The sequence below is a fragment of the Limnochorda sp. LNt genome (assembly GCF_035593265.1).
GTDB classification, from domain to species: Bacteria; Bacillota; Limnochordia; order Limnochordales; family Geochordaceae; genus Geochorda; species Geochorda subterranea.
Map to the genome: position 1 here is coordinate 2842152 of NZ_CP141614.1, position 23682 is coordinate 2865833.

The window sequence follows — 23682 nt, forward strand, 5'->3', positions numbered from 1 at the left end:
GATCGCCCTATGTTGCCATTCCGCTCACGGCCGCGCCATAATGGAGCGGGTGAAACCGATGCGCGAGGGTCCCCTGCGGGTCGCGCTGGCGGGCGTGGCGGGTCACGGTGCCGCGCATGCCCGGCGGTTCTTGCAGATGCAGGCCACCGGATCGGTGCGTGTCGTGGCTTTCGCCGAGCCGGCCCCGGAGCGGCGGCCCGAGGTGGTGCGGGAGCTGTCGGATGCCGGCGCCATCCGCTACGACGACCTCTCCCACGTCCCCGACGGGGCCGGCGTCGAGGCGGTCGTCATCGCCACCCCGATCCACCTTCACCATCCCATGACCCTGCACGCGCTCGCGCGCGGCTGGCACGTCCTGTTGGAGAAGCCGGCGGCGCCCACGCCTCAGGAGCTGGCCGAGATGCTGGCCGCTCGACGCCGGTCCGGCCGCATCGTCGCCGTCAACTTCCAGCACACGGCCCGGCCGGGCTTTCGTCAGCTGCTGGCGCTCGTCCGGGTGGGTGCCATCGGCCCGGTGCAGCGGGTGATCGGGCGGGGCCTGTGGCTGCGGGACGCGGCCTACTACGCCCGCAGCTGGGCGGGGCGCCTGCGGGTCGATGGCCGCTGGGTGCTGGACGGCACGTTGATGAATCCCTTCGCCCACCTCGTCAACCAGGCCCTCATCGTCGCCTCGCCGGACCTGGACAGGCCGGCGGCGCCCGTGGCCGTGACGGCGGAGCTCTACCATGCCAACCCCATCGAGTCGGAGGACACGGCCTGCGCCCGCATCCTGACCCGCGAGGGCGTCGAGATCCTGATCTACACGACCCTGACCTTCGCCGGCCAGCGTCTGCCGTCGCTCGAGGTGCAGGGATCGGAGGGGACGGCCCGGTGGGACTACCAGGACCGGGTGACGCTGGTGGGCCGGCACGGCGAGAGCCGGCCGCTCCCCACACTCCCGGCGGGGCCCGACGTGGCGGACAACTTCGTGGCGGCCGTGCGGGGCGAGCCCGTGGCGCTCTACAGCCCCCTCTCCCACAGCGTCTCGCACGTGCTGGTGGCGGCGGGTGCGTTCCTGTCGTGCTGGCCTCCGTCGCCCATCCCCGACGCCTTGCGGGAGCGCGTGCGCACCCCGCAGGGTACCCTCGCGTGGGCGGTGCCGGAGATCGACCGGTGGATCGACGTCGCGTCCAGCCGCCACGCGCTCTTCAGCGAGGCGGGGGTCCCCTGGGCCCGGGCAGGCGTCACCGTCGGGCTCGAGCGCTTGCAATCCTTCGCACCGCCGGGCGAGGGCCGCTGAGGTGTCGGCGATGCGTCTGGCCATCGTGACCGATGAGATCGCCCCCGATCCGGCGCGAGCCATCCGGCTGGGGCTGCAATGGGGCATCCGCGACTTCGAGTTGCGCAAGGTGTGGGACCGGCGCGTGCCGGATCTGGAGCGTCCGGATCTCGAGCGGCTGCTCTCCTTCAGGGCAGACGAAGGGGTGCGCTACACCGCCCTGTCGCCGGGGCTGTTCAAGCAGCCGTTGCAGCACCCCGACACCCGCCGTGACCTGACGGAGCGGCTGCCCCGCACCCTGGAGATGGCCACGCTCCTCGGGGTGGAGAAGATCATCGCCTTCGGCTTTCCCCGCGCGTCCGACGATCCGCCCGACGCGCCGGAGGCCATCGCCTCCCATCTGCGCCAGGCGGCCGAGCTGACCGCCAGCGCCGGTCTGCTCCTGTGTCTCGAGCCCGAGCGGGGCTTCTGGTGCAGCACGGGAGCCGAGTCGGCCCGCACGGTCCGGGCCGCGGGCCACCCGGCCCTGCGGATCAACTGGGACCCGGGCAACTGCGCGGCCGCCGGGGAGCGTCCCTACCCGGACGGGTACGAGGCTGTCCGGGGTCTGGTGGCCCACGTCCACGTCAAGGACTACCGGCCCGGGGCCGGTGGTGGCCTCGGCCGGTGGGTGGCGCCCGGCGACGGCGTCGTCGACTGGCAGGGCCAGATCGCCGCGCTGGTGGCCGACGGGGCCGTCCCGTACCTGACCATCGAGACGCACTTCGGCCCGGCCATCGAAGCCAGCCGGCTCTGCGTCGAGCGCGTCAGGGCCTACCTGCGGGCCTGCGGCGCGGCGGCATGAGGCCCCGCCGCGCGGCGCCCCCGGGCCGGACCGAGCCCCGGGACCGCCCCGCTACGATCCGGTGCGCAGGGCTCGCTTGGCCTCCTCCAGCCGGGCGCGCTCGGGGCTCTCACGGTAGTGGCCGTCGAGAGGGTAGCAGCCGCTGGGGAGTCCGTTGCGAGGGGCCGTGGTGCAGTCGCTGAAGGTGCGGCAGATGCGGCGGCGGTCGGGCTGGCGGCCCTCCAGCACGTCGGACGGCAGCCACGGATAGGCCAGCACCATGCGCCCGATGCCCACCGCGTCGGCCCAACCCTGCCGCACGACCGCCTGGGCGACGTTGGGCAGGAACTCCTGGAGGTACGTGTAGCCGGACCCCACCAGGACCATCTCCGGGTGGGCCGCTTTGAGCGCACGTACGGCCTGCACGTGCCGCGCCACCCCGGCCAGCGGCTCCTCGGGCGGCAGGTAGCCGTCCGACGGCGGGAAGAGGGCGGGCCGCTGGATGTGGGGCGTGTAGTAGGGGCTGCCTCCCGTGACGTTGACGGCCGCCACGCCCAGGCGCGCCATCAGGCCCAGCAGCGCGTCGGCCTCCTCCAGCGAGATGCGGGTGGGGTCGTCCGGGTCCACGCCGAAGCCGTAGCGGTAGGGCAGCAGGTGGCGGTGCGGCTCCGGCTCGCCCACCCCGTCGGGCCCCTTGCGGAAGGGCACCATGTCGAAGGCGCTCAGCCGCACGGCGATCAGCAGCTCCGGCGCCTCCCGCCGGACGGCGCCGATCACCTCCCGCAGCAGCCGGGTGCGCCCCTCGAAGTCGCCCCCGTACCGGCCCGGCCGGTTGCAGGCGCCCAGGAACTCGTGCAGCAGGTAGCCGTGGCAGTGCTTGATGTCGACGAAGTCGAAGCCTGCCTCCACGGCCAGACGGGCTGCCCGGGCGAAGTCTCCTATCAGGTCGTCGACCTCGGCATCGGTCATCACGGGCCGGTGGTCGTCGGGGTCGATGCCGACCCGGCGGTCCAGGATGGGGTGGTGATAGGCGATGCGGGGCTCGAGGCGGTCGTGGGCGTTGGGCCGGCAAAACCGTCCCGAGTGCGTCAGCTGCAGGCCGATCAGCAGGTCGTCGGTGCGTCCGTGGCGCCGCCGGTGAGCCTCCACGAGCGTCTCGCGCAGCCGCGCCAGTGCCCCGACGGTCTGGGGAGCGATGACCAGCTGGTTGGGGTTGGCCCGTCCGTCGTGGCGGACCGCGGTCGCCTCACCGCCCCAGACGATCTTGGCGCCGCTCTCGCCGAAGCGCTGCCACCGGCGCAGGGTGCGCTCCGAGGGGCGGCCGTCGGGCGTGCCGTCCCACCCCTCCATGGGCTGCACGCACCACCGGTTGCCCGCCACCCGGCCCGCGATAGAGAGCGGACGGGCCAGGGGCGAATCGGGCGCCGGCAGCACCCGGTCGTCCACCGGGATCTCCAGCTGGAGCCGGGAGAGGTACGCACGAAACGTTTCGGCATCACGGAACGATGCGATCCTCGGGTAGCGCTCGGCCAACGTCGGTCCTCCCCTCTTCCTCGGGGCCACGGGATGCCGGGCCCGCCGCTCAGCGCGCCGCTCCCTCGCCGACGCCCCCCACGACCCGGCTGCCGCCCGCGTAGCCCAGGGCGTGGGAGACGGCATGGGCCGTCTCGACGACGGCCCGGCCCAGCTCGTCGACGCGATCCAGCGTGACGGAGAAGATGGGCCCCGAGACGCTGACGGAGGCCACGACGCGTCCGCCGTGCCCGTAGACCGGGGCCCCCACGCAGCGGATGCCCTCTTCGTTTTCGACGTTGTCGATGGCGAAGCCGCGTGCCCGAGTCGCGGCCAGCTCCTGGCGCAGGGCCTCCACGGTGGTGATGGTCTGGGGCGTGCGGGGGAGGAGGCGCGTCCGCTGCAGGATGGCCTCCCGCTCGCGCTCGGGCAGGACCGCCAGGATGGCCTTGCCCAGGGCGGTGCAGTAAGCCGGGCTGCGCGTGCCCACGAAGGAGGCCATCCGCAGGTTGGCCGGGGAGTCCAGCTTCTCCACGTAGACCACGTCGGTGCCGTCCAGGACGGCCATGTGCACCGTCAACCGGGTGCGGTCCCGCAGGTCGGCGAGATACGGACGGGCCACCTCGCGCACGTCGAGCCGCGCCAGCACCCGTCCGCCCAGCTCGAGCAGGCGCAGCCCCAGACGGTAGCGGGCGCCGTCGGGTCCCAGCTCCACCAGCCCCAGCTGCAGCAAGGTCTTGATCAGCCGGTGCACGGTGGCCTTGTGAAGGCCCGTGGCTCTCGCCAGCTCCGAGATACCGGCGTCGTGGCGCGCCAGCACGTCGAGCAGCCGTACCGCTCGCTCGACGGCCTGGACGGAGTGAGTGCCGTCCCGCTCGGCGGACGGCACTTCGATGGACGCGGCCGGCGCCGCCGGGTCTCGGGTCCTGGGCATCACGGGTTACCCGTCGCGATGGAGGCTGGCCTCGGCTTCGACGGGATGAGCCCTTTCCCCTCCCGTGCACCGGGCGGCGCCGGCCGCTCGTCGTCGGCTGCCGGCGTCTCCGGCTCAGTAGAGGAACATCGGCACCCCCAGGAAGTCCTGCACGCGGGGCCGGTAGTTGTCGACGTCGTAGAGGCGCTCGACGTCGACGCGCTTCTTGCCCGAGGTGATCTCGGCGATGGGCACCGTGGTGTACTTGCCGCCCTGCAGCGCCACCATCTTGCCCGTCTCGCCCCGCTGCACCAGCTGCACGGCCAGGTTGCCGAACGACATGGCCACCATGCGGTCCAGCGAGTCGGGCGCCCCGGACCGCATCAGGTAGCCCAGCTGCTGGTACATCACGTTTTGGCCGGTGAGCCGCTTGATGGCCTCGGCGGTGACCAGTCCGATGCCGCCCAGCTTGCGGTGACCGTAGGCGTCGGCCTCGCCGCTCTGGACCATCTCGCCGCCCTCCATCACGGCGCCCTCGGAGATGGTCATGATGGCGTAGTTGGATGGGTTGCTGCGCTTGTCCTCGAGCAGGAACTCGGCCAGCTTCTCCACGTCGAAGGGCACCTCGGAGATGATGGCCCGGTCGACGTAGGCCAGGTAGGCGCTGATGAGGCTGGTCTCGCCCGAGTAGCGGCCGAAGAGCTCGACCACCGCGATGCGCTCGTGCGAGCCGGCCGAGGTGCGCATGTTGGTGATGAACTCCACGCTGCGGGTGACGGCCGTCGAGAAGCCGATGCAGTAGTCGGTGCCGAAGACGTCGTTGTCCATCGTCTTGGGGATGCCGATGACGGGCACCCCCTCCTTGTCGAGGCGGACGCTGTAGCTGAGGGTGTCGTCGCCCCCGATGGTGATCAAGACGTCGATACCCAGGTGCTCGATCACCTTCAAGACGTAGTCGGTGTAGTCGCGCGTGCCCTTGTCGTCGATCACCTTGCCCCACGACAGCGACTTGAGGAATCCGGGCGCCGCATCGGGCGCGACGTTTTGAGGATTGGTCCGCGAGGTATGGAGGATGGTGCCGCCCGTGCGGTCGATGGTGCGCACGTCGTTGCGGCTCAGCTCCCGGACGTAGTAGTCCCGGGTGGAGGGCTCGTCGAGATTGTAATGCAGCAGCCCGGCCCACCCGCGTCGCACCCCGAGCACGCGGTAGCCGGCATCCAGCGCCCCCAGCACCACCGCCTTGATGCACGGGTTGAGGCCGGGCACGTCGCCCCCGCCGGTGAGCACTGCGATCGTCTTGCGCATCGCCTGCACCCCTCCACCACGAAGGTCTTTTTAGGATTGAGAGTGAGTCCGATTGGAAAGACGCCTCCGGAATCGCAGGCGCCTTCCTGATACCCGATTACAGCGCACCGGCGACGAAAACCTTCCGACTCCCTGCCCGATGGGGCCCGCGTCTTCAAGAAAGGGCTTCCATATCCATCCACCCGGCCACCGTGGGGCGAGAGGGGCGCTCCCGCCACCCGTCGAAGGAGGCGAAACGCGAGCGGCCCCACGGAAGGGATGAGAGGCCTCCCCATGTCAGACGGACGCCGCACCGGGACCTCCGGCCGTGCCCCGCGCCGGGCATCGCTCCAGCGTATCGTGGTGGCGCCCGATTCGTTCAAGGGCAGCGCCTCGGCCCGGGAGGTGGCGGAGGCCATCGCGGAAGGGTTGCGGCGGGCGCTTCCGTCCGTCGAGATCGAGACCGTGCCCATGGCCGACGGCGGCGAGGGCACCGTCGAAGCCCTGGTGGAGGCGACCGGCGGACGCTACGTGGAGGTCCAGGTGACCGGTCCCCTCGGCGAGCCGGTGTGCGCTCGCTTCGGGCTCTTGGGCGACGGGGAGACGGCCGTCATCGAGATGGCCGCGGCGTCGGGCCTGCCCCTGGTGCCGCCCCATCGGCGGGATCCGATGGTCACCACCACGTACGGCACGGGCGAGCTGATCCGGGCAGCTCTGGACCGGGGCGCTCGACGCATCGTCATCGGCATCGGCGGCAGTGCCACGGTCGACGGCGGGGTGGGCATGGCGCAGGCGCTCGGCGCCCGCTTCCTCGACGCCGGCGGCCGCGACATCGGCCCCGGCGGCGGGACGCTGGCGCACCTGGACCGCATCGACCTGTCGGGCCTGGATCCGCGCCTGCGTGCCACGGAGGTCCTCGTCGCCTGTGACGTGACCAACCCGCTCTACGGCCCCGACGGGGCGGCGCCGGTCTTCGGCCCCCAGAAGGGGGCGACGCCCGAGATGGTCGCCGTCCTCGATGCCAACCTGCGGCACCTGGCTGACGTCATCCGCCGGGACCTGGGGCTCGATGTCTCGACCCTGCCGGGCGGCGGGGCGGCCGGGGGGCTGGGGGCCGGCCTGGTCGCGTTCTGCTCGGCCCGGCTCCGCCCCGGCGTGGAGCTCGTCATCGAGACCGTCGGGCTCGAGCGCCGTTTGCAGGGTGCCGACCTGGCGGTCACCGGCGAGGGCGCCCTGGATCGCCAGACCCCCTACGGCAAGACCCCGGCCGGGGTCGGACGCCTGGCCCGGCGCCTGGGCATCCCGGCCGTGGCCATCGTCGGCAGCATCGGAGAGGGGGTGGACCGGGAGATCCTGGACGCGTGCGGCCTGTCGGGCGTGCTCTCCATCGTACCTCGTCCCATGGCGCTGGAGGCGGCCGTGCGCCAGGCCGTGCCGCTGCTTCGCCAGGCCGCCGAGCGACTGGGCTGGCTGCTGGCGCTCTGAGCCGGGGGCTTTGCTCAGCGCCGGACCAGCGACTCCAGCAGCGCCTGGCCCCCTGCGACGGCCAGCACGAGCAGCAAGCCGTCGGTGACGGGCGACGGCCAGAGGCGCTGCAGCGCCAGCAACCCCATCGCCACCCAGATCCCGGTGCACCAGTAGCATCCCACCAGATCCGACAGCCACCGCCGCACCGGTCCCGGCCCTGCCCCGGCCCTCACGCCGGGCGCGGGCGCCCCCCGCAGCCACCTCCGGAGCGGCTCGAGGATGGAGTCGAATACGAAGAGGTGGGTGAGCCGGAAGCTGGCCAGCACCAGCACGACGAAAGCCAGCACGTCGACGTCGAGCATCATCCGCGGCCCCCGTCTCGGTAGACGACCCGCTCCAGGCTATGCCGGACCGCCCGTTCGGCCACGACCGGCCCCCGGATGGCGACCGGAGCCCCAGCTCCCCGAGGGAGGTCGACCCGAGATGAGTGGATCCAGGACTACCCGGATCGTGCGAGCCCCTCGCGACACCCATCTCTCCTGCAAGGGCTGGCAGCAGGAGGCCGCCCTGCGCATGCTGATGAACAACCTGGACCCGGAGGTGGCGGAAAAGCCCGAGCAGCTCATCGTGTACGGCGGCGCCGGCAAGGCCGCCCGCGACTGGGAGGCCTTCGATGCCATCGTGGCGGCCTTGCGGCGGCTCGAGTCCGACGAGACCCTGCTCGTCCAGTCGGGCAAGCCCGTCGGCATCTTCCGCACCCATCCCGACGCGCCCCGCGTCCTCATCGCCAACAGCCTGCTGGTGCCGGCCTGGGCCACGTGGGAGAAGTTTTGGGAGCTGGAGGCCATGGGGCTGACCATGTACGGCCAGATGACGGCCGGCAGCTGGATCTACATCGGCACCCAGGGCATCCTGCAGGGCACCTACGAGACCTTCGCGGCGTGCGCGGCCCAGCGGTTCGGCGGCACGCTGCGGGGACGGTGGGTGCTGACCGGCGGCTGCGGCGGCATGGGCGGCGCCCAGCCCCTGGCCATCACCATCAACGAGGGCGTGGCCCTGGTCGTCGAGGTGGACCCGGCCCGCATCCGGCGCCGCCTCGAGACGGGCTACTGCGACCGCATGACGGCCGACCTGGACGAGGCCCTGGCCTGGGTCGAGCGGGCCGTGGCGGAGCGGCGGCCTCTCTCGGTGGGGCTGGTGGGCAACGCCGCGGAGGTCTTCCCGGAGCTGGTACGCCGCGGCCGCATCCCCGACGTGGTGACGGACCAGACCTCCGCCCACGATCCGCTCAACGGCTACGTCCCCACCGGCCTGGGACTCGACGAGGCCGCCGAGCTCCGGCGCCGGGATCCGGAGGAGTACGTCCGGCGGGCCCGGGCCTCCATCAAGGTGCACGTGCAGGCCATCCTCGACATGCAGGGGCGGGGCGCCGTGGCCTTCGACTACGGCAACAACATCCGCCAGCAGGCCAGGGAGGCCGGCCTCGAGCGGGCCTTCGACTACCCGGGCTTCGTCCCGGCCTTCATCCGGCCTCTCTTCTGCGAGGGAAGAGGGCCGTTTCGCTGGGTGGCCCTGTCCGGGGATCCCGCCGACATCCACCGCATCGATGACGCGGTCGTCGAGACCTTCCCCGACGACGAGCGGCTGGTGCGGTGGATCCAGACGGCCCGTGAGAAGGTGGCCTTCCAGGGCTTGCCGGCGCGCATCTGCTGGCTCGGCTACGGGGAGCGGGCCCGCATGGGGCTCGTGATCAACGAGCTGGTGCGCCGCGGCGAGGTCAAGGCCCCGGTGGTCATCGGGCGGGATCACCTCGACGCCGGCTCGGTGGCCTCCCCCAACCGCGAGACCGAGGGCATGCGGGACGGCAGCGACGCCATCGCCGATTGGCCCATCCTCAACGCGCTCCTCAACACGGCGGCCGGCGCCACCTGGGTCTCGGTGCACCACGGCGGCGGGGTCGGGATCGGCTACTCGCTGCACGCCGGGATGGTGGTCGTGGCCGACGGCACCGACGACGCCGCCCGGCGGCTTCAGCGCGTGCTGACCTGCGACCCCGGGCTGGGCGTGGTGCGCCACGCCGACGCCGGCTACGACAGGGCCGTGGAGACGGCCCGCCGTGCGGGCATCGACATGCCGATGCTGCCGCGTTAGCCCATCCCGGCGCGTGGTAGAATGGCGCCGAGATCCCACGGGCGGGGGGAGACCGGTGACTCTGTCGCAGCAGCAGCAGGAGAGCGTCGACCTCGTACGCCACTGGGTCGAGGAGGGCCGCCCGCTGCGCGAGCTCTGCCAGGACGTGGTCTCGCACCTGCGGGCCGGCTACCCGCACTACAGCTGGGTGGGCGTCTACATGGTCGAGGGTGCGGTGCTGCGGCTGTGGGCATGGGACGGGCCTGCCCCTACCCAGCACGTGGAGATCCCCCTCCACTCCGGCGTCTGCGGGTGGGCCGCCTCGACGGGCGAGACGGTCAACGTGCCCGATGTCAACCAGGATCCCCGTTACCTCCAGTGCTTCTTGCAGACGCGCAGCGAGCTGGTGGTGCCCATCCGCCGGGGCTCGACCGTCTACGGCGAGATCGACATCGACAGCGACGCGCTGGCCGCCTTCGGGCCGCAGGACGAGGCCTTCGTGCAGGCCATCTGCGACCTGCTGGCCCAGCGGGCGGCCGCCGAGGCGTTGACGGGCCGCACCCTGGGCGCTTGAGCCGGGGTCCCTCGCTCCGGATGCTCGAGCGGCATCTGCTCCACGGCGTGGCGGTGCTAAAGTGCCACGTCAACCGGAGGACCGGCCGGCGCAGCGACGAGTTCTTCGAGCAGGCCTACGTCGGGCGAAAGGTCTCGTGAGGCTTTCGCCGAATGCGGGTAGCCGTCGAAGGAGGTGCCTTCCATGCCGGCCAGGAGCCGCCGGCGGCAGGCCGCAGCCACCGCCGTCCTGATGGCGGCCATCGTCGCCACGACCCTCATCGACGTCCCTGCAGCCGCGGGCTCGAGCTCGGGGCCATCGTTTGCGGTGAGGCACGGCCGCCTCGCCAACGGGCTGGAGATCTACGTCTACGAGGATGCCACCGTGCCGCTGGTCTCGGTCTCGCTCTGGTACCGGGTCGGCTCCCGTGACGAACCCGTGGGCCGCCGGGGCATGGCCCACCTGATGGAGCACATGATGTTCAAGGGCTCGCGCCGCGTCGGCCCCGAGGCGCACGCGCGGCTCATCCAGGAGGCGGGCGGCATCGCCAACGCCTTCACCACCACCGATGCGACGGTCTACTGGGAGAAGGTGCCGTCCAGCCAGCTCGCTCTGGCCCTGGCCCTGGAGGCCGAGCGGATGGCCTACCTGGTCATCACGCCCGAGCACCTGGCCTCCGAACGGGAGGTCGTCAAGGAGGAGTACCGGCTCCGCGCCCAAAACGACCCCATCGGCGTGGCGCTGGATCGGTTCCACGCCCTGGTCTTCGAGGGCACCCCGTACGCGTGGACCGCGCTGGGCTTCCTCGACGATCTCGATCGCGTCACCGTCGAAGACCTCGAGGCCTTCTACCGCCGCTACTACGTCCCCAACAACGCGGTGCTGGTGGTGGCGGGCGACACCACCCTGGAGGAGGTCCTGCGGCTGGCCGACCACTACTTCGGCCCGATCCCGGCCGGAGAGGAGCCGCCCCGCCCCGTCATCGCCTTCGAGGCGCCGCGCTCCAGCGCCGCGGAGGGCAGCTCGACCCTGGGCCGGTTCGGCACGTTGCCGATGGCCATCCAGGTACCCGGGGTCCTGGCCGGCTTCGCGGTACCGGGGGCGGCCCACCCCGACAAGTACGCCCTGGGCGTCGCGACGCTGGTGTTGAGCGCCGGGGAGACGTCCCGGCTGCACCAGCGCCTGGTGCGGGAGCAGCAGCTGGCGGTGGTCGCCTCGGGCGGCCCGGTCTTTTACGCCGATGCGGGGACGTTCCTGGCCTTCAGCTTCTACCTGCCCGGCCACTCCCCCGAGGCCCAGGCGGAGGCGTTACTGGCCGAGGTGGAGAGGCTCGCCCACGAGCCGCCTACGCCCGAGGAGCTCGAGCGGGCCCGCAACCAGCTGGCCGCCTCGGTGGCCTTCCAGTTCGACTCCCTGGACGGGGTGGCCAACCTCATCGGCTCGGCCGTGGTGATGGAGGGCGGCATCGAGGCCTTCACCGATGGCATCCAGCCCTACCTGAGCGTAACGGCCGAGCAGGTGCAGCGGGTGGCAGGCCGCTACTTCGTGCGAGACAACGCGACGGTCGTCGCCATCGTGCCCGAGGCTGCAGCCGGCCTCGGCCAGCCGTGAAGCGAGGGGGCATGCGGAGATGAGAGCCGACGACTCGACGACACCGGGGCGCCCGACTCGCCCGGCACCCGGATGGATGCAGGCGACGGCTGTCCTGACGGCCTTGGTGGCCGCGGCCTCCCTCGCCGTGGCGACGGCCCCGTCAGGCATGGCGGCGCGGACGGCCGGCGACGTGGCCGTGGAGCTGCCCCCCATCCCCGAGGTGGCCCTACCCGAGACCATCGAGGCCGTCACGCTGCCGCCGGTCACCACGTTCACCCTGGCCAACGGCCTGCAGGTCGTGGTGGCGGAGCGCCGGGACCGGCCGCTGGCCTACGTCTTGCTGTCGGTGCCGGCCGGCACGGCCCAGGACGACCCGGCGCTGCCGGGGGTGGCCGAGATGACCGCGGCCATGCTGACCAAGGGCACCGACACCCGCAGCGCCGTCGACATCGCCCGCACCATCGAGTCGGTGGGTGGCGAGCTGGCCGCGTCGGCCGCGGTCGAGGAGGCCCGCATCTCGGCGGCGGTGCTGGCCGAGCACGTCCCCCTGGCCATCGAGCTGGTGGCCGAGGTGGCACAGCGCCCGGCCTTTCCGGCATCGGAGCTCGCCATCCTCATGCAGCAGGCCGTGGCCGGGGTGCAGCAGCAGTTCGACGACCCGGGGGCGTTGGCGGCCCTGCACGCCGACCAGCTCCTCTACGGCGACCGCCACCCCCTGGGGCACTTCCAGACGGTGGAGGAGCTCCGCGCCCTTACGCCGCAGCACCTGGCCGTCTTCCACCGGCGCCACTACACCCCCCAGGGCAGCCGCCTGCTGGTGGCCGGTGACGTCGATCCCGGGCAAGTGCGGGCCCTGGTGGAGCGGCACTTCGGCGCGTGGCAAGCTGCCGAGGAGGCACGGCTCGAATTGCCCGGGGCCGTCCGGCTGGAGCAGTCTCGGGTGCGCTTCGTCGAGTGGCCTGGCCAGACCCAGGTGCGCATCGAGCTCCGCCAGCCCGGGCCTCCTGCCACCGTGGACGACTGGCTGGCCGTCTCGGTCTACAACTACGTCCTGGGCGGCGGAGGCTTCGCCTCCCGGTTGATGGAGGTCGTGCGCTCGCGTCTCGGTCAGACCTACGACGTCCACACCACCTACGCGGCCCGGGCCTTCCCGGCCCACTTCTCGCTGTCCACCTTCACCCGGGCCGAGGAGGTGTGGTCGACCCTGGAGGTGCTCCGCTCCGAGCTGCGTCGTTTCTACGAGGAGGGCATCACGGCCGAGGAGCTCGCCAAGGCCCAGCGCTTCTTCATCCTGGGCTACCCCATGGCCCTGGAGACCCTGGCCGACGTGTCCGGCAGCATCGACCGGGCCCTGGGGTCGGGCCGGGGGCTCGATTGGGTCTCGGAGTACCCCGTCCGGGTGGCTGCCCTGACGGTCGACGACGTCAATCAGGCCATCCGCCGCCACTTCGATCCGGAGCGCTTCGCCGTGGTGCTGCTGGGCGACCCCCGGGTGCTCGAGGGTGCGCCGGAGACCATCTGGGGCGTGCCGCGCTCCCAGCTGCAACGGGTGGGGCGGACGGAGGTGCCTAAGCCGTCGTCCTAAGCCGTCGTCAGCTCCGGCTCCTCTCCCGAGCAGCGGGCCGGGTCCAGGACGAGCGACGGCCAGCGGATGACGGCTCGCAGCGCCTCGCCCTCGGGCATCCCGGCCTGCTGCACGAGCTGGCGGGTCTGCTGGACGTCGCGCAGGATGGCCGCCACGTCGAGCCCCAGGTAGGCGGCGGGGTACGGGCTCAGGTAGCGAGGCACCTTGGCCATCTGGAGCACGACGCCCCGCGGGTTGCCCCGCTGCGCGTGGACGTAGGCGCTGGCGTAGATGATGAGGCCGTGGTAGAAGTCGCTCTTGTTGACGCGCCACGCCTCCTCCAGGGCTTCGTGGGCGTGCCAGTAGCGGCCGGTGTTGACCAGCTCCACGAAGCGCAGCAGGGACGGGGGCCACCGGACAGGCCCGCGGCCCGAGGCCCTCGTCGTCAACCGTCCATCCCCCTCCCGTCGCCGGATGCTTCGCCGGGCCTGCAGGGCGAGACGCTCTCGCTCGGCCCATTGGATGCGATCTTCGTGGATCTGGCGCAGCGCCTCATAGCCGTACCAGATTCCCACCGACCATGCCCCCCGTCGCTTTCGTGACTCCAGGGGCATGGTAGGGGACGCATCTCCCGCCCCACATCGGCCGCACCGGCGAAACCGTCTCCGACTTTGGATGGAGGTCCGCCTTCGCCCTCGGTCGGGGGCGTCACAGACCCTGGCGCACCGCCAGCAAGGCGGCCTGGGTGCGGTCGGCGACCCCCAGCTTCTGCAGGATCCGTGTGACGTGCGACTTGACGGTCGCCTCCGTCACGTACAGCCGTCCGGCGATCTCGGCGTTGCTCATCCCCTGGGCGATGAGCCGCAGCACCTCCCGCTCGCGGGGCGTGAGGGCCTCGAGCGGGCTGGCGGGCTCCCGGGCAGCTCGCGTGGCGCGCCGCACCACGGCGCCCGTCACGCCCGCGCTCAGGTAGACCTGGCCGGCCGCCACGGACCGGATGGCCCGGATCAGCTCCTCCGGCGTCACGTCCTTGAGGAGGTATCCCGAGGCCCCCGCCTCGAGCGCCGGCAGGACCTTCTCCTCCTCCGAGAAGCCCGTCAGCACCAGGCACCGCACGCCAGGAGCCCGCTGGCGGAGCCGGCGGATGACCGAGATGCCCGGTGGCTCGTCCGGGGGCGCCTGGGCGACTTCTGCCCAAGGGCCCGGAGGCATCACCAGGTCCAGCAGCACCACGTCGGGCTGGAGCCGCTCTGCCAGGTCGACCGCCTGGGCCGCGTCGGCCGCCTCGCCCGCCACCTCGATGTCGGGGTGCGTGGCGAGGAACATCCGCAGCCCGCCCCGCACCACCGCGTGGTCGTCGGCCAGCAGGACCCGGATGCGCCGCCCGCCCGTGTCGCCGGACCCAGCGGGCCCCGGCACGGGTGTGGGCTCAGGCCGGGCGGGCACCGGGCTCGCCTCCCGCCGGGACGAGACCGTTGGCGGGTGCCGGTTCCGGTGCCGGTTGCAGAGGGACCCACGCCTCGACGCGGCTCCCCTGACCCGGTCGGGACCGGATCCGGAGCCCCCCGCCGACCAGCCGGCACCGCTCCGCCACGATGGAGAGGCCGCCGCCTCCGTGCCGGGCGCGCCGCGGCTCGAAGCCCCGCCCGTCGTCTCGCACCACCAGCCGCAACCGGCCCCGCGCCACGGCGAGGCTCAGCTGCACGGAGCGCGCCGCGGCATGTCTCAGGGCGTTGTGGAGCGCTTCGTGCGCCACTCGTACCAGCGTCTCGGCCCTGTCGGGCTCCAGAGGGGTCCGCGGGTCACAGCGGCCGAGCACGCACCGCACCTCGACCCCCATCCGACCCGCCAGGGGGTCCGAGCTGGCAAGCCGGCTCAGCTCCCCCGCGAGCTGGCCCACGGTGCGCGGAAGCGGCGTCGCGGGCGAGGCCACGCGCACCTCCCGGACCAGTCGCCGCATCTCCGCAAGCGCCGCCCGGGCGCGGTCCTGGGCCTCGTCCATGGCCCGCGACGCCTCGCCAGGCTGGCCGGCCTGGAGGTGCTGGCGGCCCGCCGCCAGCAGCATCGTCAGCGAGAAGAGGTTTTGGCTGACGGCGTCGTGGAGGTCCCGGGCGAGGCGGTGGCGCTCCTCCACCCGTGCCAGCTCCCGGGCCCGCGCCACCAATCGGGCGTTTTCCAGGGCCAGCGCCAGGTGGTCGGCCAGGGATCGCAGCGCCGCCCGCTCCCCGTCCGTCCACCCAACGGCGCCGGTGCGCTCCAGCAGCACCACCCCCAGCCGGCGCCGGCCGATCTCGATGGGCAGCGCCGCCCAGGCCACCAGCTCGGTCGAGCCCCGGCGGGCGGGGCGCTGGCCGAAGTGAGGCCGCCCCTTGCGCCAACAGGCCGCGGCCAGGCTACGGGGAGAGACGGCGTCACCTGGCCGCAGGGCAGACCCGGCAGGCAGCGGAGCTCCGACCTCGGCGGCCACGGCCCCCCAGCGCAAACGCTCCCCGTCGGCCAGGGCGACAGCGACGCGCTCGGCTCCCACCTCCGCCCGGCAGGCCTCGGCGAAGCGCCAGGCGACGGCCTCCAGCGACAGGTGCCCCGCCGGCTCGAGCTCCCCCAGCCGGCGCATCACACGATCCACCGCCTCGAACGCGGCTGCCCGCCGCCTCTCCCTCGTGAACAGCCGGGAGCGCTCCAGGGCGGTGCCCAGGTGCTCGCCCACGGCCGTCAGCAGGCTCAGTGCCTGCTCGTCGAAGAGCGACTCACCCTCGGCCGCCACGTTGAGCACGCCCAGCACGCCGTGGCTCGCTCGCAGCGGCACGCTGGCGTGGTAGACGAGTCCGCCCTTGTCGCCCCTGGCCTCCTGGAGCCGGCTGCACTCCACGACGTTGACGGCCTCTCGGAGCTCGCCGTCGTAGAAGAGGTAGAAGCAGTCGCAGGTGCCGTGCCGCAAGGGCCGCGCCCCGTCGACCTCGAGCGCGGGCGGCAGGCCGTGGGCCGAGGTGAAGACCAGGCGCCGCCCCGCTGGCCCCTGCAGGAAGAGCCAGGCCGTGCGCAGGCCCAGCAGCTCGGTGACGAGGCGGAGCACCTCGTCGAAGGCCGATTGGACGTCGACGCGCGAGTTGAGCAGGCGCGCGATCTCGCTGAGTACCGCCAGCGCACCGCGGCCCGCCCGCTCACCCGGTGCGAGGCCGTCGGGAGGGGCCAGGTCGGGGCGCCCGGGCATGCGCCTCACTCCTGTGACGGGAGACGAGCCGGGGCCGCCCCTTGCTGGGCTTGACGCACGAGCCGGTAGACGGGCATCAGACGTGACAGGGCCTCCAGCGCCTGCTGCAGGAACGCCTCCGGGGACATCCCCAGCACGGTCTCGCGTGGCCACGACAGGGCCACCATCAGGTCGCCCCGGCTCTTGCGGCACAGGCCGGCCGCCAGGCGGGCCAGGTCCTCCTGGGAGAGGCGGGCGGTCGGCACGCCCGATGGGGCCAGGTGGTCGTCCTTCCACTCGGCGTCCCGCGGGAGCGCCTCGCGCAGGGCCTGCCCCTGGCGGGTCAGGAGGTCGGCCAGCGTGGCGCGAAAGGGAGCCTCGTAGATGGCACCCGCCTGCACGAAGACGCCCCGCGCCGAGATGCCCAGCTCCAGGTGAGGGTGCTTCTTGTAGCCGCGGGGCGACGGCGACCAGGCGCACCAGGTCTCGTCGGGTGGGTTGACGGTGCGGCGCGCGTGCTGGGCGACGTACGGGTACAGCACCTCCCCGGCACGCTCCGACAGGGCCGGGGCCAGCATCTCGGCGATGGCCTCCAGGCGCGGCCGGACGTGCCAGCGAATGGCCTCCATGCGGCCGGCGAAGTCGGGGACCTCCATCGCCTCGAAGGCCTGGCCATCCCAGCCACCGAAGGCAGAGGCGGCACCGTTTGGCCGTGACGTGGCGTTCATGTCAACTCCCCGCGCCCCTCGCTCCCTCATCGGCTGTCAAAGTATAGCGCACGCTAGCGGTGCGAGGTGAGGCGCGTGGACTGGCACGAGACGCCCTTGCGGAAGGACCGGGGATGGAGCGGTCCCCCCGACCGCCACGCCGTCATCCAGCGGGTCATGACGTACGTGCGGGAGCACCCCCAGTCGTTCGCCAGCCTGGCCGTCTGCCGTAGGGCTCTTGGGAGCGAGCCTGACGAGGGGCAGGTCGACGACGAGACCCGAGCGCGCCTCGAGGCCCGGCTCGAGACGATCCCGGATGAGGAACTGGAGGCCTACTACTACATCGTCTCGTGATGGGCCCGACCCCGGGGTCAGCGTCGCCGGCCTGCCTGGACCCCGATGGCCATCCGGCCCCCGCACCAGATCCTCCGACCCACTCGGGCACCCGCCGGAGCCGCCCTGCCTGGACGCCTCCAGGGGCGCCCGGGCCTGGGTCTGCGCGGTCACGCCACCCCTCCGGCAGCCATCGCGACCGACCAGTCGATTTCTGTCATGGCGGCGCTTCGCATCCCCTTGAAACCGAGCAGGAGCCGTCGGCCCTTCATGGAATAGGCAGGGGCCCGGTCTCGGAAAGGGAGTGGGCTCATGGGTCCCATCGTTTCATCCCATCAAGGGGAGGGTAAACGCCACGATGCGTTGGGACAAGGTGAGGGGATGGGTCCTGGCGACGCTCCTGGCCGCCGTGCCTGCCCTGGCCGCGGTGCCGGCATCGGCTGCACCAGTGGTGGGTGGGAGCTGGCCTACCAGCAGGTGGACGTCTCGGCGCTCAACGACGTGCTGGGCTCCGAGTACTCGTCGCTGCGTGGCCGGGTGGTCATCTTTGGTGGCGGCGGCATGGGCCCCCTGCCCGTCGGTGACGGCAATTGGTCATGGGGTGGCTTCGGGGCCGGCGGCCAGGACGAGGCGCGCTCGGGAAGTGGCCGGATAACCCGGCTGGCCCTGGGTTACGGTGGCGTGCGCTTCGGCTATGCCCGGTCCCTCGCGGAAAGGGTCTCCTTGGATGCAGGGCTGGGCCTGGCCGTGGGCGGCGTGACCCTGACCGTCGTCAAGAGTGCGGCGTCGTCGGTCACGGCCGAGCCCGATGAGGCCACCTTCAACCGGTTCCTGGTGCTGGTCATGCCCGAGGCGGGTCTCACCGTGTCGCTGACGCCAGCCATCCACCTGCGCCTGGGAGCCGGTTACGCCTACGACCCGGTTCCGGGCAGCTGGCACAACGTGGCGGGCACCGACATCGGCCGCGAGCCCGCGGTCCGGGCCAGCGGGCTTAGGGTCGGGCTCTCCCTCGTCTTCGGGGCCGAGCTCGATCGGGGCGACGACGGGTCGACCCCCTACTGATGGCGCCTCCCCAATCGAGGAGATCCCACGGTCGGACGTGCCCCAGGGAGCTCCCTGGGGCACGCTATCGGGTGGGCGGCCACGACGACCTCTACACCATCGCCGTGGGGCACCGTCTGCCCCGGCCGTCGGGACCGGAGCCGGGAGCCTGAGGAGGCATCGGCCCCCGGGACCCCTGTACTACCCGGCGCATAGACTGCTGCCGTACTAGCCCGGTACCGGAACCGCCTGCGGCGCGCCGCGGCCACGCATCCCGTTCGCCCGGAGGTGGCCGCGTTGGGGCAGCTCCTGGTGATGGCCCTGGTGGGCCTCGTGGCACAGCTCGTCGACGGATCGACGGGCATGGCGTACGGCGTCACGTCCGCCAGCCTGCTGATGATGGCCGGGCTGGCACCGGCCATGGCGTCGGCCTCCGTGCACACCGCAGAGCTGGTCACCACCGCGCTGTCGGGACTGGCCCATCGCCGTCACGGCAACGTCCACTGGCCTCTGGTGGCCGCCATCGCCTTGCCGGGTGCGGTAGGCGCCTTCGTCGGCGCGGCCTTCCTCTCCCGGCTGCCCGGGCACGTCGCGCGGCCGTACGTGGCCTCCTTCCTCTTCGGGCTCGGCGCCTGGATCCTGATCCGCTACGTGCGCCAGGGGCGACGGCCGACGGCCGCCCGGCAGTCCGCCGGCTACGCGAGGCCGGCACCCGTCACCGCGGCGAGTCGGCCCCGGCCCTGGCTGGCTCTCTTGGGCGCGCTGGCCGGGTTCGCGGATGCCATCGGAGGCGGCGGGTGGGGACCGCTGACCACGCCCGTCCTGATGGCCGGCCCCGGCGCGGACCCCCGCAAGGTGGTCGGCTCCGTCGACACGGCGGAGTTCCTGGTGGCGGCCGCTGCCACGGCCGGCTTCCTGGCCGCGGGCACCTCGCAAGCCGTCGAGCCGCTGTGGGTGCTCGCCCTGATGCTGGGTGGCGCGGTGGCCGCCCCGCTGGCCGCTCGTATCGTCAGTCGCGTACCCCCCCGCATCCTAGGGGTCGGGGTGGGAGGCATGGTGATGCTGACCAACGCCCCCGCGGTAGCGGAGCTCCTGGGCGCCGACACCCCCCTGCGCGCGGCGCTCTACGCCACCGTGACCCTCGCGTGGCTTCTGGCTGGTACCGCGGTCTGGGCCCGATCGCAGCGATGGCTGCCCCCACCTCGCGGCCGCTGGTACGAACGGGTCGAGGAGGTCGGCCCTCACCGCTCGGCCGGGTGATGCCGGCCTCCTCCCCTCCCCATCCTCCCCGGCGCGCAGCTCCCCTTGCGCGCGCATGCACTGGTGCACTACTATTCTAGTGCACTCGTGCGCTAGGCTGTTGGGCGAGCGGGATGCCGCCCGGCCACGAGAGGAGGGAGGGCCATCGCCTCGGAGACCGGGGGGTGGCGGGTCGACTTCGATTCGCCCCGGCCCATCTACCTGCAGATCGTCGACGAGGTCAAGCGAGCCGTGGCCCGCCAGGCGCTGCGTCCGGGGGACCGGATCCCGTCCCAGCGCGACCTGGCCCAGACGCTGCGCGTCAACCCCAACACGGTTCAGCGGGCCTTTCGGGAGATGGAGGCATTGGGACTGGTGGAGACGGTGAGAGGAGAGGGCACCTTCGTTCGAAACGACCCGCGCCTGCTGCAGATGCTTCGCACCGAGATGGCCCGGGCGGCAGTGCGCGACTTCGTGCGCGAGGTGCGGGCCCTGGGCATGGATGAGGAGGAAGTCGTCGCCCTGGTGCGGGCCGCCTTCCGCGGAGAGGAGATGACGGCGTGGCCCAGCGATCCCGTTTGAGCGAGACGGGCCCATCCGCGTCGGAGCCGCCGGCGACGGGCGGGGCATGGCTGGTCGAGACGCGCCAGGTGGTCAAGCGCTACGGCCGTCTCGAGGCCGTGCGGGGCGTCTCGATGCGGCTGGTCCCCGGCCAGATCGTCGGCCTGCTCGGCCCCAACGGCAGCGGCAAGTCGACCCTGCTCAAGCTCATCGCCGGCCTGCTGCGCCCGGACGCGGGCGAGGTGCGGGTCATGGGCCGGCAGCCGGGTGTGCAGACCAAGGCGTGGGTGGCCTTCCAGCCGGAGATCGACCACCTCTACGCCTGGATGCCGGTGCGGCGGGTCATGGATCTGGCTGCCGCCGTCGTGCCCGATTGGGACGAGGGGCGCGCCCGTGAGCTGCTGCGGCTGCTGCACCTGGAGGAGCACCGGCAGACGCCGGTTAAGGCCCTCTCGCGGGGCATGCGGGTGCGGCTCAAGCTGGCCGTCACCATGGCCCGCACGGCGCCCGTCGTGCTGCTGGACGAGCCGCTGTCGGGCATCGATCCCCCCTCTCGCTCCCGCATCATCCGGGCCCTCATCGAGCAGTTCCGCACCGGAGAGCAGGTGGTGGTGCTGGCCACCCACGAGGTGGCCGAGACCGAGGGGATCTTCGACCGCGTCATCTTCCTGGATCACGGGCAGATCCGGCTCGATGACGACGCCCAGGCTCTCCGGGAGCGCTTCGGTCGGTCCATCCAGGCGATCATGGAAGAGGTGTACGCATGAGCACTTCCGTGCGGGACAGCGCACGCACCCGGTCTGGCCGGGCGTCCTGGCCGCAGGCGTTCGGACGGCTCTACCGCAAGGACCTGGAGATGATGCAGTTTTCCGTGGTGCTGCTGGGGCTGCTCATCGTCGCCTGGGAGATCTTCTTGCTGACCCGGCTCCCGGTGTGGCCGCCCGGAGTGCCGCTCGCGCTGTCGGTGTTGCCGCTGACGGTCCTGCCGGTCTGGCTGATCTGGGACGCCGTCCAGTCCTACCGGGCCGAGTGGCAGACGGGCACCGTCTTCTTCTTGCTGGCAGCCCCCGTGCCGGGATGGGTCATCGCCGCGGCCAAGCTGGTGGCCCTCATGACCGGCTTTACGGCGCTGGCCCTGCTGACGGCGGGCGGCGGCCTGGCCATCCTGGCCACCGGGCGAGGCCTGCCGCCAGCGGCCGCCGACCTCTGGCAGGAGGTGCCCCAGCAGTCGCTGGTATGGATGGCGTCCGTCGGCGCCCTGATCTACTGGCTGTGCGGGCTCGGGACCGCCGTGGTCTTCCAGGCGGCCTCCGCTGCCAGCCACCTCGCCTTCCGGTGGCGCTTCCCGGCACTGGTAGCGGCCCTGGTGGTCGCGTGGTGGCTGCTCTGGAGGCTGGGCGGCGTCGGACACTACCTGCTGGGATGGCTGCCCGACCTGCCGGTGCCGGTGCTGCAAGTCGGGCCCGACGGTGCTCGGGTCATCACGGATGCCATCTTCCTCGACAGCGGCCCGATCGTGGGCTGGCTCGCGGGGCTCGTACTGCTCTTCGGGGTGACCGGCTGGCTGCTCCAACACGTGCTGGAGGTGGCATGACGACGCCATGAACCCGCGTCGCATCGGAGCATGGGCGCTGGCGGGCTTGCTGGCGGTCGCGCTCTTGGTCGACCGCCTGCCCGCCGGCTGGGGATACGAGGGCCTGGTGACGGTCCGGGGGGAGCCGGCCGCCCGGTTGGGCCCGGCGACGTGGCGAGACGTCGAGGGGTTGCCCTCGGCCAGCTTCGACGGCACGCTGAGCGCCCGGCTGGCCCGCGGGGGCCGGCTCGTCGTCCGCAACGCCTTTGGCGACGTCCGCCTGCGTGGGGAGCCGACAGCCGTCGGCCAGGATCCCGACACGGCGACCACGGGGACCGTCTCGGTGCGGTACCGGGTGACGGTCTACGCCGCGACGCAGCAGGCGGCCGAGACCTACCTGTCGCAGGTGCGCGTCGAGCTGCGCCCTGACGGCGGAGAACAGGGCGACCTGGTCCTGAGCACCATCCGGCCCGCTGAGCCCGCCGAGGTTCGGAGGGTGGAGGTGGACATCGACGGGGCCCTGCCGTCGTGGGCCCGGCTAGACGTGCAAGGCGCTTTCGGCGTCGTCGACGTCCAGGGGCTCGACGGCCCGTCTCGGGTCGACAACCGGTACGGACGCACGACGCTCGGGCAGCTGCGCGGGGACTGGCACGTGCAGGCAGCGTACGGCACCGTCGAGGTGACGGGCGTCGCCGGCTCCCTGCAGGTGACGGGCGACTTCGGCAGCAGCGACGTCCGCGAGGTCGAGGGCGACGTGACCCTCCAGGGCCGTTACCGGGGCCACGCCGTGAGCGGGGTGGGAGGTGACGTGGCGATCGAGGCGGCCTTCGGGGACGTGCGCGTCGATGGCTTCCGCCGCAACGTGCAGGTCGACTCGCACTACGCGAATGTGACGCTGCGGGCGGCGCCGCCCCTCGACCACCGCTTCGACGTGGAGGCGCGCTTCGGCAACGTGGCCACGCGGATCCCGGGGCTCGCGCAGGCGGGCACGCGGACGTCCGAGGGGCCGACTCAGCGATGGACCGCCGTGATCGGCCAGGGACGCTACCGGGTGGAGGTGCGCTCGGAGTTCGGCGGCGTCGAGATCGGCGTGGCCGACGGCGCGCCGGGCGGGACCGTCCGTTGAGCTCCATCGGGGGGCGTGGCGTGGCAACGCCCACGCCCCCACGTCGCCCCCTGGCGTCGCTCAGGCTTTGCGCAGGCAGAGATACCAGTCCTTGCATTCGTACCCCGCTTGCTCGACCCGCTCGAGGCGCGCCTGGAGGTCGGCCTGCGTCTGGGGCGGGGGCAGGATGACCGGCTCGCCGGGGTGCCAGTCGGCAGGCGTGGCCACCTTCTCCCGATCCACGGTCTGCAGCGAGTCGATGATCCGTAGGACCTCGTCGATGTTGCGGCCCGTCGACATGGGGTAGTAGAGGATGGCGCGCACCACCTGGCGGTCGTCGATGATGAACAGGGCCCGCACCGTCGACGTGGTGCCCTCCTTGGGGTGGATCATGCCGTAGCGGCGGGCGACCGTCATGTCCAGGTCGGCGATGATCGGGAAGGGCACCTTGACCCCGAAGCGCTCCTCGATGTTGCGCAGCCAGGCCAGGTGGGAGTAGACGCTGTCGATGCTGAGGCCCACCAGCTGCACGTTTCGCCTGGCGAACTCCTCCGCCCGCCGGGCGAAGGCGACGAACTCGGTGGTACAGACCGGCGTGAAGTCGGCCGGGTGCGAGAAGAGCACCACCCACTTGCCGGCGAGGTCGCTGAGCTTGAGCATCCCCTGAGTGGTCTTGGCCTCGAACGGCGGTGCCGGATCGCCGATGCGCGGCAGAGCGGGCGCCTCCGTCTCGGCCTGTGCGGTCTCGAGCAGCACGTCCATCCGCGGTCGTCCCCCTTGTCCCCGAGGAGCCCGGCCGGCTCGACAAAAGGGTGAAGTGCCGGATACCGGCTCCT

24 protein-coding genes are annotated in these 23682 nt (G+C 72.4%); 15 read left to right on the forward strand and 9 right to left on the reverse strand.

Features of this window, described 5'->3' with window-relative positions:
- Positions 1-58 precede the first annotated feature (58 nt).
- Both VLY81_RS13615 and VLY81_RS13620 read left to right on the forward strand, forming a co-directional pair.
- The gene (locus VLY81_RS13615) at positions 59-1279 is read left to right on the forward strand and encodes a Gfo/Idh/MocA family protein (RefSeq protein ID WP_324668767.1); all 1221 of its coding nucleotides are present in this window, start codon (positions 59-61) and stop codon (positions 1277-1279) included.
- Positions 1280-1289: 10 nt separating this feature from the next.
- Positions 1290-2102 carry a sugar phosphate isomerase/epimerase family protein gene (locus VLY81_RS13620; RefSeq protein WP_324670426.1) on the forward strand — a complete coding sequence of 271 codons (813 nt, stop codon included), beginning with the start codon at positions 1290-1292 and terminating at the stop codon, positions 2100-2102.
- A gap of 51 nt (positions 2103-2153) precedes the next feature.
- Here the strand turns inward: VLY81_RS13620 and VLY81_RS13625 are convergent, their stop codons facing one another.
- The 3 genes from VLY81_RS13625 to VLY81_RS13635 form a co-directional block, all read right to left on the reverse strand.
- Positions 2154-3614 carry an oxidoreductase gene (locus VLY81_RS13625; RefSeq protein WP_324668768.1) on the reverse strand — a complete coding sequence of 487 codons (1461 nt, stop codon included), beginning with the start codon at positions 3612-3614 and terminating at the stop codon, positions 2154-2156.
- 49 nt (positions 3615-3663) lie between these two features.
- The gene (locus VLY81_RS13630; RefSeq protein ID WP_324670427.1) at positions 3664-4527 is read right to left on the reverse strand and encodes an IclR family transcriptional regulator; all 864 of its coding nucleotides are present in this window, start codon (positions 4525-4527) and stop codon (positions 3664-3666) included.
- 114 nt (positions 4528-4641) lie between these two features.
- Positions 4642-5811 (reverse strand): 6-phosphofructokinase, encoded by a 1170-nt coding sequence (locus VLY81_RS13635; RefSeq protein WP_324668769.1) that lies wholly within the window; start codon positions 5809-5811, stop codon positions 4642-4644.
- A gap of 273 nt (positions 5812-6084) precedes the next feature.
- On the opposite strand from VLY81_RS13635, the gene VLY81_RS13640 reads away from it, so the two are divergent.
- A complete protein-coding gene (locus VLY81_RS13640; protein ID WP_405001265.1) occupies positions 6085-7275 on the forward strand; it encodes a glycerate kinase in 1191 nt (396 codons plus the stop codon).
- 14 nt (positions 7276-7289) lie between these two features.
- On the opposite strand, the gene VLY81_RS13645 is transcribed toward VLY81_RS13640, so the two are convergent.
- Complete coding sequence (locus tag VLY81_RS13645) at positions 7290-7622, reverse strand: DUF1360 domain-containing protein (RefSeq protein WP_324668773.1); 333 nt, start codon at positions 7620-7622, stop codon at positions 7290-7292.
- Between the two features lie 118 nt (positions 7623-7740).
- Here VLY81_RS13645 and hutU point away from each other — a divergent pair, with 118 nt between their 5' ends.
- From hutU to VLY81_RS13670, 5 genes are read left to right on the forward strand one after another with little or no spacing between them, the layout of a single operon-like run.
- Positions 7741-9408, forward strand: a complete 1668-nt coding sequence (hutU, locus tag VLY81_RS13650; protein WP_324668775.1) for a urocanate hydratase — start codon at positions 7741-7743, stop codon at positions 9406-9408.
- A gap of 55 nt (positions 9409-9463) precedes the next feature.
- Positions 9464-9961 (forward strand): GAF domain-containing protein, encoded by a 498-nt coding sequence (locus VLY81_RS13655; protein ID WP_324668776.1) that lies wholly within the window; start codon positions 9464-9466, stop codon positions 9959-9961.
- Positions 9958-10101, forward strand: a complete 144-nt coding sequence (locus VLY81_RS13660; RefSeq protein ID WP_324668777.1) for a hypothetical protein — start codon at positions 9958-9960, stop codon at positions 10099-10101. Before VLY81_RS13655 ends, VLY81_RS13660 begins: the two co-directional genes overlap by 4 nt.
- A 43-nt stretch (positions 10102-10144) precedes the next feature.
- On the forward strand, positions 10145-11551 hold the full coding sequence (locus tag VLY81_RS13665) for a M16 family metallopeptidase (protein WP_324668778.1): 1407 nt from the start codon (positions 10145-10147) through the stop codon (positions 11549-11551).
- 19 nt (positions 11552-11570) lie between these two features.
- Entirely contained in the window at positions 11571-13118 is a 1548-nt protein-coding gene (locus tag VLY81_RS13670) for a M16 family metallopeptidase (RefSeq protein ID WP_324668779.1), read from the forward strand.
- On the opposite strand, the gene VLY81_RS13675 is transcribed toward VLY81_RS13670, so the two are convergent.
- The 4 genes from VLY81_RS13675 to VLY81_RS13690 form a co-directional block, all read right to left on the reverse strand.
- Complete coding sequence (locus VLY81_RS13675; RefSeq protein ID WP_324668780.1) at positions 13115-13672, reverse strand: DUF309 domain-containing protein; 558 nt, start codon at positions 13670-13672, stop codon at positions 13115-13117. The two genes, VLY81_RS13670 and VLY81_RS13675, sit on opposite strands and share 4 nt — an antisense overlap.
- 133 nt (positions 13673-13805) lie before the next feature.
- A complete protein-coding gene (locus VLY81_RS13680) occupies positions 13806-14516 on the reverse strand; it encodes a response regulator (protein ID WP_405001387.1) in 711 nt (236 codons plus the stop codon).
- 10 nt (positions 14517-14526) lie between these two features.
- Positions 14527-16308, reverse strand: a complete 1782-nt coding sequence (locus VLY81_RS13685; protein WP_324668782.1) for a GAF domain-containing sensor histidine kinase — start codon at positions 16306-16308, stop codon at positions 14527-14529.
- Between the two features lie 5 nt (positions 16309-16313).
- Positions 16314-17015 (reverse strand): DUF1054 family protein, encoded by a 702-nt coding sequence (locus VLY81_RS13690; RefSeq protein WP_324668783.1) that lies wholly within the window; start codon positions 17013-17015, stop codon positions 16314-16316.
- 75 nt (positions 17016-17090) lie between these two features.
- On the opposite strand from VLY81_RS13690, the gene VLY81_RS13695 reads away from it, so the two are divergent.
- The 7 genes from VLY81_RS13695 to VLY81_RS13725 all read left to right on the forward strand — a co-directional run bounded on the left by VLY81_RS13695 (position 17091) and on the right by VLY81_RS13725 (position 22867).
- Positions 17091-17348: a hypothetical protein gene (locus VLY81_RS13695; protein ID WP_324668785.1), complete on the forward strand. Its 258-nt coding sequence runs from the start codon at positions 17091-17093 to the stop codon at positions 17346-17348.
- Positions 17349-17708: 360 nt separating this feature from the next.
- Complete coding sequence (locus VLY81_RS13700) at positions 17709-18389, forward strand: hypothetical protein (RefSeq protein WP_324668786.1); 681 nt, start codon at positions 17709-17711, stop codon at positions 18387-18389.
- Between the two features lie 267 nt (positions 18390-18656).
- Positions 18657-19628, forward strand: a complete 972-nt coding sequence (locus tag VLY81_RS13705; protein WP_324668787.1) for a sulfite exporter TauE/SafE family protein — start codon at positions 18657-18659, stop codon at positions 19626-19628.
- A gap of 207 nt (positions 19629-19835) precedes the next feature.
- The gene (locus tag VLY81_RS13710) at positions 19836-20189 is read left to right on the forward strand and encodes a GntR family transcriptional regulator (protein ID WP_324670428.1); all 354 of its coding nucleotides are present in this window, start codon (positions 19836-19838) and stop codon (positions 20187-20189) included.
- On the forward strand, positions 20168-20935 hold the full coding sequence (locus VLY81_RS13715) for an ABC transporter ATP-binding protein (protein ID WP_324668788.1): 768 nt from the start codon (positions 20168-20170) through the stop codon (positions 20933-20935). Before VLY81_RS13710 ends, VLY81_RS13715 begins: the two co-directional genes overlap by 22 nt.
- A complete protein-coding gene (locus VLY81_RS13720) occupies positions 20932-21762 on the forward strand; it encodes a hypothetical protein (RefSeq protein WP_324668789.1) in 831 nt (276 codons plus the stop codon). Before VLY81_RS13715 ends, VLY81_RS13720 begins: the two co-directional genes overlap by 4 nt.
- 7 nt (positions 21763-21769) lie before the next feature.
- On the forward strand, positions 21770-22867 hold the full coding sequence (locus VLY81_RS13725; RefSeq protein WP_324668790.1) for a DUF4097 family beta strand repeat-containing protein: 1098 nt from the start codon (positions 21770-21772) through the stop codon (positions 22865-22867).
- Positions 22868-22927: 60 nt separating this feature from the next.
- Here the strand turns inward: VLY81_RS13725 and VLY81_RS13730 are convergent, their stop codons facing one another.
- The gene (locus VLY81_RS13730; RefSeq protein ID WP_324668791.1) at positions 22928-23608 is read right to left on the reverse strand and encodes a peroxiredoxin; all 681 of its coding nucleotides are present in this window, start codon (positions 23606-23608) and stop codon (positions 22928-22930) included.
- Positions 23609-23682 lie beyond the last annotated feature (74 nt).